This window comes from Rhodoferax sp., assembly GCF_034520025.1.
Classification (GTDB): domain Bacteria; phylum Pseudomonadota; class Gammaproteobacteria; order Burkholderiales; family Burkholderiaceae_C; genus Allorhodoferax.
Genome location: NZ_JAXHNZ010000001.1, coordinates 1093419 through 1112247, shown reverse-complemented (window position 1 = coordinate 1112247; position 18829 = coordinate 1093419). Strand labels below are relative to the sequence as shown.

Genomic DNA, 18829 nt, shown 5'->3' with positions numbered 1-18829 from the left:
CAACACAGACGCTTTTGCTATGAAATTCACCGGTACCTCTAACTACGTTGCCACCCAAGACCTGATGCTGTCGGTTAATGCCGCCATCACCCTGCAGCGCCCGTTGCTCGCCAAGGGCGAGCCCGGCACCGGCAAAACCATGCTGGCCGAAGAGGTGTCTGAGGCCTTGGGCATGCCCTTGCTGCAGTGGCACATCAAGTCCACCACCAAGGCCCAGCAGGGCCTGTATGAATACGACGCCGTGAGCCGCCTGCGCGACTCGCAGCTCTCCGATGTGGATGGCGGTGAACGCGTCAAAGACATCAACAACTACATCATCAAGGGGGTGCTGTGGCAAGCCTTCACTGCCGACCAGCCCGTGGCGCTGCTGATTGACGAAATCGACAAGGCCGACATCGAATTCCCCAACGACCTGTTGCGCGAGATCGACCGCATGGAGTTTTACTGCTACGAGACCCGCCAACTGATCAAGGCCAAGCACCGGCCGCTCGTGTTCATCACCTCCAACAACGAAAAAGAACTGCCCGACGCCTTTTTGCGCCGCTGCTTCTTTCACTACATCAAGTTCCCGGACGCGGCCACCATGCAGAGCATTGTGGATGTGCACTTCCCCGGCCTGAAAAAAGAGCTGGTCAGCGCCGCCATGAAAACCTTCTTCGAGGTGCGCAACCTACCGGGCCTCAAGAAAAAGCCCTCCACCAGCGAACTGCTGGATTGGCTCAAGCTGCTGCTGGCCGAAGACATTCCGGCCGAAGCCCTGCAAAGCAAGGACGACAAAATGGCTATGCCCCCGTTGGTGGGTGCACTGCTGAAAAACGAACAAGACGTCACGCTGTTTGAAAAGCTGATGTTCATGCAACGCCACAACCGCTGAGCCATACCCGATGAAAAACAATTCGTTGATTGAAGGTCTAGCCGGCGCTGTAGGTTTTTCGAGAGATGTACTGCCAGGCTCGTGGTCAGACCAACAGGCTGCGCGCCGCTGGCGCAAGCACAACCAGAACAAGGCAGACTAAGCCCATGGCATTCGTCGAACCCGTCACCCTGAGCGCCCGCGGGGTCACACTCCTGCCCCTGGCTTTGGAGCACGAAGACGGTTTGCGCGCTGCGGCAGCTGACGGTGAGCTCTGGACTATCCGCGTGACCTCAGTTCCCGAGCCGGAGAACACCCGCAAATACATTGAAGACGCGCTGGCCATGCGCGAGGCCGGCAACCGCTTTGCCTTCGCCGTCACCGAAACGGCCACCGGCAAGGTGCTGGGCTGCAGCAGCTACCACGACATCGTGCCGGCTGTGAAGCGCGTCGAAATCGGCTGGACTTGGTACGCCAAAAGCAGCCAGCGCAGCCACGTCAACACCACCGCCAAGCTGCTGCTTTTGACACACGCGTTCGAGACGCTGGGCTGCCACGTGGTGGGCTGGCGCACCGACAACTTCAACTTCGCATCCCAAGCCGCCATCGAGCGCTTGGGTGCCAAAAAAGACGGCGTGATCCGCGGCCACGCCCTGCGCCGCGACGGAACCATCCGCGACACCGTGATGTACAGCCTGCGCAGTGGTGAGTGGCCGGAAGTGAAGGCACAACTCTTGTACCTGCTGGACAAACCGCGCACCTGAGGGCACCCCCATGCTTCTGGACTTCTTCTACACCCTGCGCTCCGCCAAGCTACCCGTCTCGGTCAAGGAATACCTGACCCTGCTAGAAGCGCTGCAAAAAGGAGTGGTCGGGCCCAACACTCAGCAGGTGGATGGTGAAGGCGAGGCCAGCGGCTACAGCATTGACGACTTCTACTTTCTGGCCCGCACCACGCTAGTCAAGGACGAGAAGCACTACGACAAGTTCGACCGGGCTTTCGGCGCTTACTTCAAGGGCATCGAGCACGTCAGCGACTTCACCAAAGACATTCCGGCCGAGTGGCTGCGCAAAAACTTAGAGAAGTTTTTGACGCCCGAGGAACAAGCCAAGCTGCAGGCCATGGGCTGGAACGAGCTGATGGAGACGCTCAAGAAGCGCCTCGAAGAACAAAAAGAACGCCATGAGGGCGGCAGCAAATGGATTGGCACAGGCGGCACTTCGCCCTTTGGCGCTTACGGGCAGAACCCACAGGGCATCCGCATCGGGCAAGACAAGAGCCGCAACCGCAGCGCCGTGAAGGTGTGGGACCAGCGAGCCTACAAAGACTACGACGACACCCAGGAACTCGGCACCCGCAACATCAAAGTGGCGCTGCGCCGCCTGCGCAAGTTCGCGCGCGAAGGCCATGAGGACGAACTGGATCTGGACGAGACCATCAGCAAGACTGCAGCGAATGCCGGCTTTCTGGACATCAAGATGCGCCCGGAGCGCCACAACAACGTCAAGGTACTCCTATTAATGGATGTTGGCGGATCAATGGACGACCACATCCAACGGGTAGAGGAACTATTTAGTGCCACTAAAACCGAGTTCAAACACCTTGAGTTTTATTACTTCCACAACTGCGTCTATGACTTCATGTGGAAGAACAACCGCCGCCGGTTTGCTGAGAAGTTTGACACCTGGGACATCATCCGCAAGTACAACAAGGACTACAAGCTGATCTTTGTGGGCGATGCCACCATGAGCCCGTATGAGATTTTGCAACCCGGCGGCAGTGTGGAATACAACAATGAAGAGCCCGGCGCTGAATGGCTGCAACGGCTCATGAATGCTTTTCCCAAATTCGCGTGGATTAACCCAGAGCCTCAGGGCGTCTGGCAGTACCGGCAAAGCATCAGCGTCATCCAGCAAATCGTGCAAAACAAAATGTACCCGCTCACCCTCAAGGGCCTGGAAGAGGCCATGCGGCACCTGACCAAATAGGTGCGGCTCCGCTGCGCAGGATGCAGCCTCGCGGGCCGATACAATGCGACCCGGAGTCTCCGTAGTTCAATGGACAGAACGGTCCCCTCCTAAGGGACAGATACAGGTTCGATTCCTGTCGGGGGCACCATATGCACACTGGCCCTCAACCCGCGCGCCGAGCCATAGTGGTTTATTGCAAGAAACGGCCTTCACGGTCCACCATGGACAAGTCTACGAAGCGGGCTCCCTCGTGATTGCCTTGTCGATATTGAATGACCACTCCCCCCAGATCGAAGCGCGAATTGGACATGGTCTGCAACCAGCGTGCACGTGTCAGATCGCGCCCATTGGCCTGCAGGGTCATCGCAAATGCTTTTGCAGTCATGTACCCCTCTAGCCCACCGTAGCTGAATTCCGCTTTGGAGTCGGCCTTACGCGCAGCATCTTGGTATTCGCGAGTAATGGCAAACTTGCGGGCCGTGGGGCGGGGAACCACCTGGGCAAAGACCATGCCATTAGCCAACGGCCCTAAGGCTTTTGCAATTTGCGACGACCCGGAGTTCACGGCCATAAAGGTAGTTTTCAGCCCCGCTGCCTTAGCACCCGCCACCAGCTTTGTGTATAGCGTAGCCGATCCGTGATTCAGAACCATGTCCGGTTTGTTGACTCCAATGCTTTTGATCCATCCAGCAATTTGCGCATCACTCTCGTCCCCACTGAAGGGGATGTCTTGCACAAACTGCAGCCCCAGCTCTTTTGCAATGCGCTGTACGTTCCCCAAATGCAGTTGCCCGACCGGCGTATCCGCGCGCAGAAAACCTACTGTCTTTAAACCCGTGTTTTTGCCCCACGTCATTAGGGCCTCGAACTCGTCTTTATGCTCAGCGCGCACAGGAAACACCAGCGGCTGATGGGGGCTGCGCAAGTTCGGCGCGCCAGCCAAGGGACCAAAAAATGGCACTTTCAGCTCATTGGCAGCTTTCATCACAGCTGCAGACGGCCCACCATCGATAGAACCAAACAAAATAAAAACACTATCTGCAACGAGCTGACGGGCATTGGCCTCTGCCTTTTCGGCCTTGCTATCGTCATCAAAGATGCGGCTCACGATCTTGCGGCCATGCACTCCACCAGCCGCATTAACTTGGTCAAAATACAGCTTCATTCCTGCGGCAGCAGCAACGCCATACCCGTTACTCCCGCTCTGAAGACTTAGGTTCTGCCCCAACACAATGGTGGAGTCCGTCACGCCCTGTGCATGCGCAGCGCCAATACAAGCAATTCCAACGCATGCGGCGAAGCACCACTGGCGCATGAAAATAGTTAACTGACTCATAGGAACACTCCTGAAAAAATCCATGCGGCGCCTAAACCACCCTGGCCATCTCGGCAAACGCGCCGCCACCTGCAGTGCCGCATGTTTTATTGTGCTCGAATCTGCTTTGATTCTGATGCGAGGGTCGCCACTCTGAAAGCCCTTCTGTGACTTTGCTCAAGGTATTGCCAACTTGATGCGCGGCCGAACGTGCGCAGCGTTCAGCTGCCTGCAAACTGCTGACTGAAGAAAAACCCGCTTATGGCAACGGCTGTGAAACTAAAAGCTGCGTTCGCCTTGCCATAAGAAGGTGTTTGTTTTTATGTCCAATCTGGCATTAGCGCTTGTCCATCATTCCGCATTAGCTATTAAAACAATAGCAATTCAGCGCTGGCGCAATGCGATGATGTCTTCCCGCGCCGCCTCTGCTAAAGCCCTGCGGTCGCGTCCGTTTGCGGTTTGTAAGGCTCCAAAGCTCACCACGACTTGAATGCCGTCGCTGCACAGGGTGCGCCACAAGGAGCTCAGCAAGGTATCGTCGCCAACGTAGCATGGTGCAAAGCTCTGTTGTCCTTCTGCGTCGAGGAACTGGAGCGCCACTGGCTGAATGGGCGCACCTGCGGAGATGGCTGCTTGCAACAAATTGGCATGAAAGGGCAGCACACCCGTGCCGTCGCCCGTGGTGCCCTCGGGGAACACGGCCAGCACTTCGCCCAAGCTCAAGCGCTCGGCCATGTGGTGAACCACCCGCATGGCGTCGCGACGGGATTCGCGCTCGATGTACAGCGTGCCGGCGCCGGTGGCCAGCGTGCCCACCACAGGCCAATGCTGAATATCGGCCTTGGAGATAAAGCGGCAATGCCGCGCCGCATGGATGACCACGATGTCCAACCAGGAGATATGGTTGGCGGCCAGCAGCACCGGACCACTTGCGGGCGGCGTGCCATTTACTACCAATTTGATAGCTAGTCGCGCAAGCATGGCGAGGGCCCAGGCCTGAACTTCTGCATCACGCTCCGGCTGTGTTAGCCGGGGGAACACCATGCGAATGCGCCAGGCACCCGCCAGCACGTGCGATAAAACGCGGGCAATGCGCCACAGGGCTTTGAGTTGGCGCATGGGATGGAACCTGTCGCGCCGTTTAAGCCGCGGTGTAGGCTACGCGGCCACCGACCAGCGTGGCTTTCACGCGGCCGGGCAGTTCGTAGCCGCCGAAGGGAGTGTGCTGCCCTTGGCTGGCCAGCGCGGATGGCTCCACCACCCAATGGGCGGCGGGGTCAAACACGCAGATGTCGGCCGCACCGCCTGCTGTGAGTCGGCCTGCGCTGGCGGCAAAGGTGCCCAATGCGCCGCCAAGTACCTGAGCTGAACGGCTGGTGACGGTGGCCACTGCATCGGCGACGCCCAAGCCGCTCTCTTGCGCCCACTTGAGGGCCAGGCTCAGCAGCAGCTCCAGGCCGGTGGCGCCGGGTTCGGCTTCAGCAAATGGCAGTGTTTTTTCGTCGGCGCTAACAGGGTTGTGGTCCGAGACCAGCGCATCAATAGTGCCATCGGCCAGGCCGGCACGCAGAGCATCGCGATCGCGCTGCTGGCGCAAGGGCGGGTTCAGGCGCATGCGGCTGTCGAAGTAGCCAATGTCCACATCGGTCAGGTGCAGGGAGTTGATGCTCACATCACAGGTTACCGGCAGGCCTTCGGCCTTGGCCTGGCGCACCAACTCCACACCGGCGGCGCTGCTGATGCGGCACAGGTGAACGCGAGCCTTTGTTGCGCGCACCAGCTCAAAGATGGTGTGCAGGGCGATGGTTTCAGCGGCTACCGGCACGCCGGAGAGGCCCATGCGCGTGGCCAAGGGGCCGCTGGCGGCCACGCCCTTACCGAGGTAGGCCTCTTGCGGGCGCAGCCACACGGTGTAGCCGAAGGTGCTGGCGTACTGCAAAGCGCGCTGGGTGACTTGGGTATTGAGCAAGGGCACTTCGGCCTGGCTAAAGGCCACGCAGCCGGCTTGGGTGAGCTGCAGCATTTCGGTCAGCACCTCGCCCTGCAGGTTGCGGGTGAGCGCGCCCAGCGGGAACACGCGCGCCTGGTGCAAGCGCTCAGCGCGGTAGCGCAGCATTTCGACCAAGCCTGCTTCATCCAGCACCGGCTCGGTATCGGGGGGGCAGACCACGCTGGTGACGCCGCCAGCCACCGCAGCGGCCATTTCGCTGGCCAGCATGCCTTCATGCTCGTGGCCGGGCTCGCGCAAGCGCACGGACAAATCGACCAGGCCCGGGGCGACGATGCAGCCTTGGGCTTTGATGGTGGTTTGCGGGGCAAAGCCGGCGGGCGCAGTGCCAATGGCCAGAATGCGACCGCTGGAAATGGCCACATCGGCCACGGTGTCGGTGCCGCTGGCGGGGTCGATAACGCGGCCGCCTTGAATCAGAATTTGCATTGCTTCAGTCCTTGAATCTGGGCCTCAGGCCTCGTTGCCCGCGACGATGCTCATCACCGCCATGCGCACGGCGATGCCGAAGGTCACCTGCGGCAGGATCACGGCTTGAGCACCGTCTACCACCGCCGAGTCAATTTCCACCCCGCGGTTGATGGGGCCGGGGTGCATGACGATGGCGTCGGACTTGGCGAGTTGCAGCTTTTCAGGCGTGAGGCCAAAGCTTTTGAAGTACTCATGCATGGAAGGCAGCAATGCGCCACTCATGCGCTCGTTTTGCAGGCGCAACATGATGATGACGTCGCAGTCTTTGATGCCCTCTTCCAGCGTGTGGCACACCCGCACGCCCATCTGCGCCATGTCAGAGGGCACCAGCGTTTTGGGCCCCACCACGCGCACCTCCGCACAGCCGAGTGTCGTCAGTGCATGGATGTCAGAGCGAGCAACGCGGGAATGCAGCACGTCCCCCACGATGGCGACGGTGAGGTTGGAAAAGTCTTTTTTGTAGTGCCGGATGGTGAACATATCCAGCAGCCCTTGGGTGGGGTGGCCATGGCGGCCATCACCGGCGTTGATCACATGTACATGGGGCGCCACATGCTGGGCGATCAGATAAGGCGCGCCGGACTCGCTGTGGCGCACGACGAACATGTCGGCGGCCATCGCGCTCAGGTTGGCAATAGTGTCCAGCAGCGACTCGCCCTTGGAGGCACTGGAGCGCGCTATGTCGAGGTTGATGACGTCCGCACTCAGGCGGGTGGCCGCAATCTCGAAGGTGGTGCGGGTGCGGGTGCTGTTCTCAAAAAACAGGTTGAAGACACTTTTTCCGCGCAGCAGGGGCACTTTTTTGACTTCGCGGTCGTTGAGCGACACGAAGTTGGTGGCGGTGTCCAGAATGTGGGTCAAGATGCCTTTGGGCAGGCCTTCAGTGGACAGCAGGTGGATCAGCTCGCCGTGTTTGTTGAGTTGCGGATTGCGCTTGTACAACATGCTCAGACCTCCTGCACATCAAAAGAAAACACACCCTCAGCGCTGCGGGCCAGCGCCAAAGACTGGTGGGCTGCCAGGCTGACCCGCGCTGCCGCGAATTCGGCCTGGATGGGCAACTGGCGCCCGCCGCGGTCCACCAGCACCGCCAAACGCACTTGCGCAGGGCGGCCGTAGTCAAACAGCTCGTTGATCACCGCACGGATGGTGCGGCCGGTGTAGAGCACATCGTCCAGCACCAGAATGTGGGCGCCATTCACATCAAAGGGCAACTGGGTCTGGCCGCTGGAGGACAGCCCGCGTTTCGCGAAGTCGTCTCGGTGCATGGCGGACGAAATTGTTCCGTGCTTGCCCGCGAGCTTCAGGTCCGCCTGCAGGCGCTCGGCGAGCCAGGCTCCGCCCGAGGTGATACCCACCAAGCGGGTATCTGCATTGCACAACTGCTGTACGCCGCGCAGCAGTTCGCGGTACAGCGCCTCTGCATCTAGCAACAAGGCCCCCACGCTCGTCGCAACGCGTACTTCGCTGCCCCCCGAGGGGGCGCTCTCGCCTTGGGACGGCCCGGCGGCGTTCGTCAATGTAATCACGGGAGGTTCCTCAAAAATTGTTCCAAAATAATGCAGGCGGACATGGCATCGGCGTCTTTGGCGCCGCTGGCAATCGCCTCGGTGGTGCTGTAGCGCTCATCCACCTCAAACACTTGCAGCCCGAACCGACCCTGCAACTGCCGGCCGAATTTTTTGGCGCGAGCGGTGTTTTCGTGTGGCGCGCCATCGGGGTGGTAGGGCACGCCGATCACGATGGCGTCGGGCTGCCACTCTTTAAGCTTGGCGGCTACGCCATCGAAACGGGCATTGCCTTCGGCATGGATCGAGCCCTGCGGTTGGGCTGTACGCATAAGCCGGTTACCCACTGCTACGCCGGTACGTTTCAAGCCGAAATCAAAAGCAATAAAGGTCGTGAATGCCGCGGGGACAGGCACTGCGACCTCGCTCATGCGTGCCCCACTTGCTGAGAAATCATCCACGACTGCAGACCGAGTAAGCCCAGCGCCCGCTCGTAACGCTGGTCTACTGGCGTGTCAAAAATGATGGCGTGATCTGCGGGCGTCGTGAGCCAGCTGTTTTCGCCCAACTCGGATTCCAACTGCCCTTTGCCCCAAGCCGCATAGCCCAATGTGACCAGCACACGTTTGGGGCCAGAGCCCATCGACAGCGCTTCGAGCACATCGCGGGAGGTGGTCATCTCCAACCCGCCGGGTATGGTCATTGTGGAGGCATAGAGAGTCTCGGCGGCCTCGGAATTCCCTGTGATCACGGGTTCGTGCAACACAAAGCCACGCTCGGTTTGTACGGGACCACCTTGAAAAACCGGCTTCTCGAGCAGGTCTGCCCGCTGCAAGGTCAGATCGATCTTGTCAAACAATGCCGTCAAGGGCATGTCTGCGGGCTTATTGATGATGAGGCCCAAGGCGCCGCGCTCTGAGTGCTCGCACAAAAAGACCACGCTTTTGGCGAACATCTCATCGTCCAGCCCGGGCATTGCGATCAGGAAATGATGGGTGAGATTGAAAGGTGCAGAATCGCCGGACATTCCCTGATTTTAACGGCTGACATGCAATCTGAATTCTCCAAAGGGCTGGTTTGGTTCCGCCGCGATTTACGCACCCAAGACAACGCGGCCTTGGCCATCGCTGCCGCATCCTGTGAGGCGGTGTATTGCGTTTTTGTTTTCGACAAGGCGATCCTGAAACACCTGCCCCGGCAGGACCGGCGTGTGGAATTCATCCATGGCGCGGTTTCTGAACTGCACACCCGGCTTCAAGAGATGGCATCCGACCGTGGGGGACTGATCGTCCTCCATGCGGACTCGGTGGATGCGATTCCCGCGTTGGCAGCGCGCTTGGGTGTGCAAGCCGTGTTCGCAGCCAGGGACTACGAGCCAGCGGCGCTCGAGCGCGACACCGCCGTGCAACAACAACTGTTGCGTGACGGCCGTCAGCTCAAGCTGCTCAAAGACCAGGTGATTTTTGAAGAGCGCGAAGTTTTGACGCAGATGGGCAAGCCCTACGGCGTGTTCACGCCTTATCACCGCGCGTGGCTGGCCCGTATCGGGGCGAGTACCGTAGCCCAACATCAGCTCCCCGAAAACATAGCGACAGTTTTGGCCCCGGTGCCTGATGAATTGCCTAGCGCCGTTCCCGCCCTTACTTCTCTGGGTTTTGAGGAGACCAATCTGCAGACACTCGGAATGCACGGCGGCGAGTCAGCCGGTCAAGCACTCCTGAACGATTTTGTGGTCCGCATGGATCGCTATGGCGAGGCCCGTGACTACCCTAGCCTGAAGGGCCCGAGCTACCTGGGCGTGCATTTGCGCTTTGGCACCGTGTCCATCCGGCACTTGGTTAACCTGGCCTTGGAGCGGGTGCGCGCAGGCAGCCAAGGGGCATCTGTTTGGCTTGCGGAGCTGGCGTGGCGCGATTTTTATTTTCAAATTCTGGCGAACTTTCCGCGTGTGGCCCGACACGCATTCAAACCGGAATACGACCACATTCAGTGGGAGAGCGGCGAGCACGCTGAGGCCTTGTATGCAGCATGGTGCGAAGGCCGCACCGGCTACCCGATCGTTGATGCCGCCATGGCCCAGCTCAACCAGACCGGCTATATGCACAACCGCTTGCGGATGGTGGCTGGAAGCTTTTTGGTGAAACACTTGGGGCTGGATTGGCGCTGGGGCGAACGCTACTTCGCGACCCATCTCAATGACTTTGACTTGTCTGCTAACAACGGTGGATGGCAGTGGGTCGCCTCGAGTGGTTGCGATGCGCAACCTTACTTCCGGATTTTTAATCCCGTCACCCAAAGTGAGCGCTTTGATGCGCAGGGCAAGTTCATCCGGCGCTATATCCCCCAACTGGCAGGCCTGTCAGACAAAGCGATCCACGCACCTTGGGCCGCCAAGCCGATGGAGCTGCTCGCTGCCGGTGTGGAATTAGGCACGAACTACCCCGCGCCCATCGTGGACCATGCGCAAGCCAGGGAGCGCACCTTGGCGCGCTATGGCTTTCTCAAGAAGTCAGGGGATCAGGCGGGCACCGCGACCGAGCAATAAGCTCGCACCAAGCCCAGCAGCTCATCTTCTGAGTAGGGCTTGCCGAGATAGTGGTCTACGCCGAGCTCGCGGGCGTGCTCGCGGTGTTTTTCAGCAATACGCGACGTGATCATGATGATAGGCAGGCTTCGCAACTTGGCATCCGCACGGATGTTGCGGGCCAAGTCGAACCCGTCCATACGCGGCATTTCAATGTCAGACAAGACCACCGCAGGCACTTCTTCCTGCAATCGCTCCAAGGCCTGCAAGCCGTCATTCGCCAACGCCACACGGTAACCTTCGCGCTTGAGCAAACGCTGGGTCACGCGGCGCACCGTGATCGAATCATCGACCACCAGCACCAGGGGCAGCTGGGTAGCCGCAACCACGGTGGCGGGCTGCTGCGCCTCGGCTAGGTCTGTGCCTTGTGCACTGAGATCCTGACGCTGCGTCACCAAGGCGCGGGCTTGATCGCCGTACACCGATGCCAACGCGACCGGGTTGTAGATCAACACCACAGCACCCGAAGCCAGCACAGACATACCTGTCAAGCCGGGCAAGCGGGCCAATTGTGGGCCGAGGTTCTTCACCACCACTTCGCGGTTGCCCAGAACTTCGTCGACGTGAACCGCCAGCCGCTGGCCCGCACTGCGGAAGATGGCTACCGGCAGAGTTTTGCCCGCCATTTCTTCACTTTGTGCGGACACTTGCAACAATGCACCGCCCCAAAAGAAGGGTAAGGGCTCTTCGCCGAATGAAAAACTCTGCGCGGCATATGCGTCTTTGAGCTGACCGCTCGGCACTCGCAACACGGTTTCCATGATGTTGGCCGGAACGCCAATGGAGAAATCCCCCATCCGCAAAATCACCACCTGGGTCACCGCAGTGGTGAGTGGCAACACCAACTTGAATGAGGTCCCGGCATTTGCTTGGCTTTGGGTCTCAATGCGCCCACCGAGCGCATGCACCTCTGCGCGCACCACATCCATGCCGACACCGCGCCCGGAGAGCTCGGTGACTTCATCCGCCGTAGAAAAGCCCGGCATAAATATTAAATTCGCCGCATCAGCGTCGCTCATCGCGGCGCCCGACGCAATCAGCTGCTTAGCCTCTGCCTTGCTGCGGATACGCGCCAGATCCAGCCCGGCACCGTCGTCACTGAAGGTCACCGTGATGTCATTGCTTTCTTGCAAGACCTGGACCTGAATCGCGCCTGCCGCCGGCTTACCAGCGGCCACTCGCACTGCAGGCATCTCGACACCGTGTGCCACCGCGTTACGCAACAAGTGCTCAAAGGCGGGAGCCATACGATCTAATACACCGCGGTCCACTTCAATCGCGTCCCCGATGATGTCCAGCTTGACTTGCTTTCCGACATCTTTCGCCGCTTGGCGGACCACGCCATAGAGGCGGTCTGACACGCTGTCGAACTCCACCATCCGGGTGCGGAGCAAGTCTTTTTGCAGTTCGCGGGCTTGGCGGCCTTGTGCGATCAAGTCGTCCTCGGCGCCTTCCACCGAGCGGAGCAAATTGCGCTGCACAGTCGCCACGTCGTTCACCGACTCGGCCATCATGCGGGTCAGCTCTTGCACGCGTGTGAACCGGTCAAACTCCAGCGGGTCGAAGGCCTGTTGCGAGTCTTTGGTCTGCGCCAGTCGAGACTGCATTTGTGACTCGGCTTGCAATTCAACATCGCGCAGTTGCTGCCGCAAGCGATCCAGGTTGCCCGAAAGCTCGCCCAGCGACATGCGGATCTGACCGATACGCTCATCCACCCGCGAACGCGCAATCATGACCTCGCCCGCTTGGTTAACGAGTCGATCCAACAGCTGCGCACGCACACGCACCGATTGGTTACCTTGCGCGCGTGGCTGGGGCGCCGTGGCGGCCACTGCGGGCAACAGCTTGGGCATGCGTGCCGCTGCACCAGACTCAGGAGCCGTTGCTTCGGTTGCTGGCGTGGGCACTGGGGGGGCCGGCACAGCCGCTTCTTGTTCCGCGTCCCGGAGCGCTTTACCCAAGCCCACAAACACCGCCTGCATCGCATCAAAGCGAGTGAGTAGGGGTTCGAGCTGCAGTGATTGCAAACCTTCGGCGCCCAAGGTCTCGATGGAGGACTCCATCCGGTGCCCCATTTCACCCAAGCGCATGGCACCCGCAAGGCGCGCACTGCCTTTGAGTGTGTGGAGCAAACGCATCACTTCTTGCCGGGCGGCCATCTCATCGGGATGAGACACCCATTGGCGCAGCGCAGCACCCAATTGAGGCATCAAATCATTAGCCTCTTCTTCAAAGATGGGCAGCAAGTCCACATCGAGGCTGTCTTGCGCGACCCATTCTTCATCATCCCCATCCAACACGATGAGAGGAGCAGCTTCTGGCAAAGGCGTAGGCGCATTCACCGCCTCGGAGGCTGGTATTTCAGTCGGCAAAGACACATCCGCGGAGGCTTCGGGCTCGGCGAGTGGCACTGGCTCGGAAACCACGGGCGCAACCGATTCAAGGATGTTGAAGTCCGACTCCTCGTCCGGCTCTTGCAAGATATCCCCGGACTCCATCACCGGTGCCGGGAATTCCGTTTCGGTGATGTCTTGCAAAGCTTGCAAAATGCGTGAATCCGCCTCTTTCACAAAACCTGCGGCAAACTGGTGCAGCAAGCGGCGAATGTCTTCCGCGGCGTCGCAAAACACATCTGCATGGTCTACCTGCACTTGCCGATGCAACTGAACATGCTGCAGGGCTTGCTCTAAGGCTTTGGCGGTTTCTGAAAGCGCAGTAAAGCCCACCGTCGCGGAACTGCCCAGCAAAGAATGGGCCAAAGAAATGACGGTATCGGACACTGGCTCTTGAAGCTCTATGGCCCACTCACCCAGCTCTGTTTGCAGCCTGCGCGACCATTCGTCGGCCTCGTTCAGGTAGACGTTGTAGAGCGGGATACTCATGCGCAGCGGGCCGATGACCTTCATGCCTTCATCGGGATCTGCAGAAACACGTTCAGGGAATTGCAACACCAGCCCTGTGGTGGTTGGCTGGGGTTGCTCTTCAACGAGCTCTTCGCTATTGAATTCCTCTGCCACAAGCTCTTCCGGCTCGTCCAGAGCATCTGCTACCGGAGCTTCACTGCTCTCCAGCTCGCCGATATCGAGCAAGCGGGTTTCCAGAGGCGCATGGATCGTTTGTGAAGGCGCATCGAAATCAGAAAAGTCGAAGTCACCCAAGTCGACGTCTGAGAGCTCGACGCTTTCCACGGAGTCCAACGACTGCGCAGTGGGCTCGGCCGTATCCAGACTTGTCGCGTCGAAGTCGAAAATCTGTGTTGCCACGAAATCTGGCTTGGCCTCTTCGAGCGGCGGCGGAGAAGGCAGGTCATCCAAAACGACAGACCCCATTTCGGTGGCTGCAAAATCGACCTGAATCTCTTCGAGGTCAGGCAACTCCAGCTCCGGAGCTTCTTCTGCAGGTTGCTCGATTGACGGAGCGTCTTGTGCAAGCGAAGCCTCTGGCTCGATTAGGGCCTCATCCGAGGAAATTACCGCGGCGGGAAGTTCTGACGGAATATCCAGTGCCACGCTTTGGCCATGCAATCGCAATGCATCAGCGGTGGCCCGGAAAGGCACAGAACTCCAGCCCGATGCTTGCCCCTGAGCAATATCGGTGACCCAGCGAGCCAGACCAGCGATGGCCTGGTCTGCGACATCCATCAGCGCGTTGCTCGCAGGCCGCTGTTCGGCCAACGATGTATTGAGGAGCTGCTCAAACGCCCAAGACGCCTCACCGAAGTCATCCAAACCGACCATCCGGGAACTGCCCTTGAGCGTGTGGAAAGCTCTGCGCAAAGTGGTTTGGTCTGCAAGATTGGTAGAGTCCAGACGCAATGCGGCAAGCGCCTCACGTCCGCGCTCAATAACGTCACGGGCTTCTTCGAGGAAGATGTCCTGGAGCTCTGCCGCATCGTCATCGTCCAAGTCCGCGGCGGCGGGATGGGCAGGCGCGCTGGCTGGAATTGGGGCAGCCGCTGCAACCGCCGCCAAGCTGGCCAGATCGTCTTGGACGTCGTCCTGCACGACCTGCATTTCTGGAACCACCATACGCTCGCGGCCCATCACGGGCTTGAACTCGCCAAGGCTCTCGTCATAAACGAAAAGGGTCTTTGCCAGCGAGCGCTGAAAGCTCAACATGTCGATTAAGAAGCCCAACACACCCAAGCTGTTACCGAGCTTTTCGAACACGCCTGTGGGCGCGGTAGAGGCGTCGACCTCATCGACCAGGAGCTGTTCCACCGTCGTACGCATCCGCAAAGCGGCGAGCGAGGGCTGATCCAACCCCAGCACTGAGAACACGCCGCGCATTTGGGCAAACTGCCCGGGCACGCTGCGAAGGGGGCTTTTGTCGCGCGGGTCTCGAAAGAATTGATCCAGCGACTTTTCAATATCTCCCAGGGTCGTGCGGAGCTCATCCACCACACTGCCCATGGTTTGGCGATCACTCACGCGGCGGTACAGTTCTTCCATCCACGTTTCCAGCGGCTCCGGCTCTTCGCCGTCTGTCACATGCTGGAGACGCTGCGCCAACCGGGCACTCCGCTCAGCCAACTGGTTGTCTGTGGGGTCGAGGTCCTCGTAAGCCGCCTCGAGGTAAAGAATCGAAGTGGCAACTTCCATCGCCACTGCCGGTGTAGGCGCCACGCCAGAGCGGGCAGTTGCCTCGATCACCTGCGACAAGCCGCGAGCCAACTCACCACTCTCAGGATGCAATTTGGTCACGGCCTCCGACACCGCAGCAAACTGTTCAGCTGCTGCTTTGAGGCGATTGACATCTCCGCCTGCCAAGGCCGACCATGTCTCGGCAGCTGCTGCGATACGCTTGCGCGCGAGAACCAGCATCGCAGGGTCAAAGCGACCGAACTGCTCACTGACATAGTCCACTTGCTTGTTGCGGGTCAAGCCGTAAGCGGTGCGGACTGCCGTCAACACAGGTGCCACAGTGGGGTCTGCAGGTATCGCCCGGGAGCAGAAAAACACAATGTCTTGGGCAAGTCGCTCAGACACTGCAGTTTGACCCTTTGTCAGCGCCACATATTGCTGCAGGATGCGCGATGCAGCGCGCTTGGTGTAGATGTCGCTATCAAACAGGTCTTGCGACACACCCTCAAAGTAGGCGCCGCAGACCATCCAAAAGGTGCGCTCTTCCATAGACTGCGCTGCGGCAGCCAAGCCCAGACTGACTTGCAACAAGCGAAGTGCGGCATCCTTCTCGCCGTATTTGACGAGTCGCAACACTGCATGATCCATCTCCCGGCGGACCTGCGGGCCAGCAGTGTGCGGCTCCACACCTTCGGGCACCTGCACCGGGATCCACTGCCACGCCGGTGGCCACAAATCCGCAGGGTGAATCCGTTCCGCGCCCGCCATCTCGAGCAGAACTTTGTACTGCGGGAACAACGCCACCGAGGAAGCAGACTTGCCCTTGATAACACCATCCAGGTATTCCGTCAGGGCGAAGCTGGCGCGCTCCATGGCGTTCGCCGCGTCATCGCTGCACTGCTCGGGCCTCTGCACGAACTTTTGAGCCAGTGTTTCCATGGCTCGCACAAACTTAGCGGGCGCCTCTAGCCCCACCATTTCCAAAGCACCCACTGCTTGATGCAGCTGCTGGCGCGCTATGCGCAGGTGGCTGGCATCCAACTCCGTCAAATCCGCTCCGCGGGCCATTTCAGCATCGCGGACAAAACGACGCATCGCCTTGGTGGCTCCGTCTAGGGACTTGCGCAGCTCTTCGAGCACCCAAGCCAACGGCCCCAAGTCACCGATAGCGAGTTCGTTATCTCCGGAATCAAGAAGGTTGGACGACATGGGTTCAGGCACTCCTGGAAATCACGGGGCGGGAGGTCACGTGGGCACGCGATCAGGAAATCTTGAACCGGGACACCGATTGACGGAGTTCCTCGGCCATACGGGAGAGTTCACGCACTTGATTAGCAGTCGCGCGGGTACCTTCACCCGTCTGCTCGGTCACCGCAAAAATGTGCTGGATGTTGTCAGCCACCACGTTCGCCAAACCCGCTTCGCGGGAAGCAGCGTTCGAGATCTGCTCAATCAGGTCGGCCACTTGGCGGGACACCCGATCAATTTCAGTCAGCGCGGTACCGGCGTTATCGGAAAGCTTGGCCCCTTCCACCACACCCTGCGTGGAGCGCTCCATCGCGCCGATGGCATCCTGCGTATCCGTCTGAATGGCCTTCACCAGCGCCGCAATCTGGCGCGTCGCATCGGCGGAGCGTTCAGCCAGACGCTGCACTTCTTCCGCCACCACAGAGAATCCGCGACCAGCCTCACCAGCCGATGCGGCCTGAATGGCGGCGTTCAGAGCCAAGACGTTGGTCTGCTCAGTAATGTCAGAAATCAGCTCTGTAATTTCACCAATCTCCTGAGAGGATTCACCCAGTCGCTTGATCCGCTTGGAGGTTTCCTGAATCTGATCACGGATGGAGTTCATACCGCCGATCGCATTTTGCACCGCCTGCAAACCGGACTCCGCCGCTTGCAAGGATTGACGGGCTACCGTCGCAGACTCTTGGGCTTGTGCAGACACTTCGTTAATACGGCCCGCCATATCAAGAACCGACTTGCCGGTTTCTCGAATTTCGTGGAGTTGCTCGTTGGATGCTGCAAGCAGCTCGGTCGAGGTTGCATCCACATCTGCGGTCGTCTGCGCCACCCGGGCCGCCGTGTTTTGTACGTTCGACACCAGCGAGCGCAGTTCTTCCACCGTGTAGTTCACCGAGTCAGCAATAGCGCCGGTAATGTCTTCGGTCACGGTCGCTTCTTGGGTCAAATCACCTTCCGCAACCGTTTGGAGTTCGTTCATCAAACGCAGAATCGCAGCCTGGTTGGCGTCGTTCACGCGCTTGGCTTCCTGCTCTTGCCGCTCCGCTTCCAAACGCTGGTCTTCGGCCACCACTTGACGCTTGCGGCTGTCTTGCAGCTGCACATTAGACAGTCCACCCGCACACACCAAAGCGAACAGCGCCGCCAAGATTAGCAATGCCAAAGAGGCGCCACCGATACCCGCTTGACCGGACAACTTGGCTTGCAAGTCTTCCAGGTTGCGGCGCAAGGGCTCGCTATCCGCAATGATCGCGCCTTGCGCTTCACGCGCAGACACCAAGCCCTGCAAGTTGCCCAAGATCGCGCCCGCTTGAACCCGGGTCTCTTCGTACATCTTGATCAGTGCTTCGAGTTGCTCGCGGGTAGCTTCATCTTTTGTGGCGGTGAGTCGGAGCTCGGTGCTCCCTGACAGCAGTGCTTCAGAAATTTCCTTGAACGTGTTCAAGTCCTTACCCAACAAGAACACAGCTTCAGGGCTCACACCCTCGGCGGTCAGGAACTCGTTGGAGGACTTGCCAATCCGCTGCGTCAGCATCACTAACTGACCGACCGCAGAAATTTCAGCGGCAGGCGCATTCTGTTGCAGCTTCAAAGAGGAAACGGTTTCCGCAACTTCCAGCAAGTCAGAGGACTGACGGTTAATCAAGCGGAGCGCGGACCCGATCTGGGTCAGCATTTTTTGTTGCGCGATCACAGCCTTGGCGTTTTTGTCAGCGCGCTCTACGAGGGGGAGAACCTTGCCGAGCTCCGGCGCGTAGTCTTCGCTCAGAGGGTTAATGCGCATCTCGTCGTCACCCGCCTGGAGACCCCGAACCGATTTCGACAGAATACTGGCACTGTCCGACACGTCAGGGAAGGCCTGGGCACTACCCACCACCGCCTGGGACACTGACTTCGCCAAGCGTTGTGACTGCATCAGCGATTGACCCGTCGCACCCAGCTGCTGAGCGACACGGTCCGATTGATTCAGCGCATAAAAAGTAACGCCGGCCAACACAATCAACGCGCCCCCCAACAGAACGAACAACGTCCGCTGGTGCTCCACCACCGTCTTGCGCCCGAGCACCGGAATGGTGATCAAGTCACCCTCTGTCGGCGCCGCCTCTTCAACTGCTGCCGCTGCTGCACCCTGCAAAGGCGCGTTCCGCGACTCGGGCTGCATCTCATTGTCTGTATTGACGATAGTCACATCGGGCATCGCCAAACTCAAACGCGAGTCCAGCTCAGAGTCAAGCTGCTTCTTAGAAAACAAATTCTTCAATTGATCGACGACAGACATGTTGAGACCTTAC

General features: G+C 59.4%; 14 protein-coding genes and 1 tRNA gene. 6 read left to right on the top strand and 9 right to left on the bottom strand.

Annotation, left to right across the window (positions count from 1 at the left end; genetic code table 11):
- Window positions 1–19: 19 nt before the first annotated feature.
- From U5L73_RS05310 to U5L73_RS05290, 5 genes are all read left to right on the top strand, one after another.
- A complete protein-coding gene (locus U5L73_RS05310; RefSeq protein ID WP_322561363.1) occupies window positions 20–874 on the top strand; it encodes a MoxR family ATPase in 855 nt (284 codons plus the stop codon).
- Between the two features lie 10 nt (window positions 875–884).
- A complete protein-coding gene (locus tag U5L73_RS05305) occupies window positions 885–1016 on the top strand; it encodes a hypothetical protein (protein ID WP_322561362.1) in 132 nt (43 codons plus the stop codon).
- Window positions 1017–1020: 4 nt separating this feature from the next.
- Window positions 1021–1617, top strand: coding sequence for a GNAT family protein (locus U5L73_RS05300; RefSeq protein WP_322561361.1), 597 nt, complete (start codon window positions 1021–1023; stop codon window positions 1615–1617).
- 10 nt (window positions 1618–1627) lie between these two features.
- Entirely contained in the window at window positions 1628–2842 is a 1215-nt protein-coding gene (locus tag U5L73_RS05295; protein ID WP_322561360.1) for a VWA domain-containing protein, read from the top strand.
- 55 nt (window positions 2843–2897) lie between these two features.
- Window positions 2898–2972, top strand: a tRNA-Arg gene (locus tag U5L73_RS05290).
- Window positions 2973–3014: 42 nt separating this feature from the next.
- Here U5L73_RS05290 and U5L73_RS05285 read toward each other — a convergent pair.
- From U5L73_RS05285 to U5L73_RS05255, 7 genes are all read right to left on the bottom strand, one after another.
- A complete protein-coding gene (locus U5L73_RS05285; protein WP_322561359.1) occupies window positions 3015–4160 on the bottom strand; it encodes an ABC transporter substrate-binding protein in 1146 nt (381 codons plus the stop codon).
- Window positions 4161–4523: 363 nt separating this feature from the next.
- Complete coding sequence (locus U5L73_RS05280; protein WP_322561358.1) at window positions 4524–5258, bottom strand: lysophospholipid acyltransferase family protein; 735 nt, start codon at window positions 5256–5258, stop codon at window positions 4524–4526.
- 22 nt (window positions 5259–5280) lie between these two features.
- A complete protein-coding gene (locus U5L73_RS05275; protein ID WP_322561357.1) occupies window positions 5281–6576 on the bottom strand; it encodes a dihydroorotase in 1296 nt (431 codons plus the stop codon).
- A 24-nt stretch (window positions 6577–6600) separates the two neighbouring features.
- Window positions 6601–7563: an aspartate carbamoyltransferase catalytic subunit gene (locus U5L73_RS05270; RefSeq protein WP_322561356.1), complete on the bottom strand. Its 963-nt coding sequence runs from the start codon at window positions 7561–7563 to the stop codon at window positions 6601–6603.
- A 2-nt stretch (window positions 7564–7565) separates the two neighbouring features.
- On the bottom strand, window positions 7566–8063 hold the full coding sequence (gene pyrR, locus U5L73_RS05265; RefSeq protein ID WP_322561930.1) for a bifunctional pyr operon transcriptional regulator/uracil phosphoribosyltransferase PyrR: 498 nt from the start codon (window positions 8061–8063) through the stop codon (window positions 7566–7568).
- Between the two features lie 80 nt (window positions 8064–8143).
- Window positions 8144–8557 carry a Holliday junction resolvase RuvX gene (gene ruvX, locus U5L73_RS05260; RefSeq protein WP_322561355.1) on the bottom strand — a complete coding sequence of 138 codons (414 nt, stop codon included), beginning with the start codon at window positions 8555–8557 and terminating at the stop codon, window positions 8144–8146.
- Window positions 8554–9153 carry a YqgE/AlgH family protein gene (locus U5L73_RS05255; protein ID WP_322561354.1) on the bottom strand — a complete coding sequence of 200 codons (600 nt, stop codon included), beginning with the start codon at window positions 9151–9153 and terminating at the stop codon, window positions 8554–8556. The genes ruvX and U5L73_RS05255 overlap by 4 nt, the downstream gene beginning before the upstream one ends.
- A 21-nt stretch (window positions 9154–9174) precedes the next feature.
- Between U5L73_RS05255 and U5L73_RS05250 the strand changes: the two genes are divergently transcribed.
- Window positions 9175–10671, top strand: a complete 1497-nt coding sequence (locus U5L73_RS05250) for a deoxyribodipyrimidine photo-lyase (protein ID WP_322561353.1) — start codon at window positions 9175–9177, stop codon at window positions 10669–10671.
- Here U5L73_RS05250 and U5L73_RS05245 read toward each other — a convergent pair.
- Both U5L73_RS05245 and U5L73_RS05240 read right to left on the bottom strand, forming a co-directional pair.
- On the bottom strand, window positions 10644–16502 hold the full coding sequence (locus U5L73_RS05245) for an Hpt domain-containing protein (protein WP_322561352.1): 5859 nt from the start codon (window positions 16500–16502) through the stop codon (window positions 10644–10646). The genes U5L73_RS05250 and U5L73_RS05245 overlap by 28 nt on opposite strands.
- Window positions 16503–16554: 52 nt before the next feature.
- The gene (locus U5L73_RS05240) at window positions 16555–18816 is read right to left on the bottom strand and encodes a methyl-accepting chemotaxis protein (protein WP_322561351.1); all 2262 of its coding nucleotides are present in this window, start codon (window positions 18814–18816) and stop codon (window positions 16555–16557) included.
- Window positions 18817–18829: the final 13 nt, after the last annotated feature.

Coding starts and splice junctions, on each gene's coding strand:
- U5L73_RS05250 (WP_322561353.1), top strand. CDS start 9,175: ATGCAATCTGAATTCTCCAAAGGGCTGGTTTGGTTCCGCCGCGATTTA.
- U5L73_RS05245 (WP_322561352.1), bottom strand. CDS start 16,502: ATGTCGTCCAACCTTCTTGATTCCGGAGATAACGAACTCGCTATCGGT.
- U5L73_RS05295 (WP_322561360.1), top strand. CDS start 1,628: ATGCTTCTGGACTTCTTCTACACCCTGCGCTCCGCCAAGCTACCCGTC.
- U5L73_RS05240 (WP_322561351.1), bottom strand. CDS start 18,816: ATGTCTGTCGTCGATCAATTGAAGAATTTGTTTTCTAAGAAGCAGCTT.
- U5L73_RS05305 (WP_322561362.1), top strand. CDS start 885: ATGAAAAACAATTCGTTGATTGAAGGTCTAGCCGGCGCTGTAGGTTTT.
- U5L73_RS05275 (WP_322561357.1), bottom strand. CDS start 6,576: ATGCAAATTCTGATTCAAGGCGGCCGCGTTATCGACCCCGCCAGCGGC.
- U5L73_RS05310 (WP_322561363.1), top strand. CDS start 20: ATGAAATTCACCGGTACCTCTAACTACGTTGCCACCCAAGACCTGATG.
- U5L73_RS05300 (WP_322561361.1), top strand. CDS start 1,021: ATGGCATTCGTCGAACCCGTCACCCTGAGCGCCCGCGGGGTCACACTC.
- U5L73_RS05270 (WP_322561356.1), bottom strand. CDS start 7,563: ATGTTGTACAAGCGCAATCCGCAACTCAACAAACACGGCGAGCTGATC.
- U5L73_RS05255 (WP_322561354.1), bottom strand. CDS start 9,153: ATGTCCGGCGATTCTGCACCTTTCAATCTCACCCATCATTTCCTGATC.
- ruvX (WP_322561355.1), bottom strand. CDS start 8,557: ATGAGCGAGGTCGCAGTGCCTGTCCCCGCGGCATTCACGACCTTTATT.
- U5L73_RS05280 (WP_322561358.1), bottom strand. CDS start 5,258: ATGCGCCAACTCAAAGCCCTGTGGCGCATTGCCCGCGTTTTATCGCAC.
- U5L73_RS05285 (WP_322561359.1), bottom strand. CDS start 4,160: ATGAGTCAGTTAACTATTTTCATGCGCCAGTGGTGCTTCGCCGCATGC.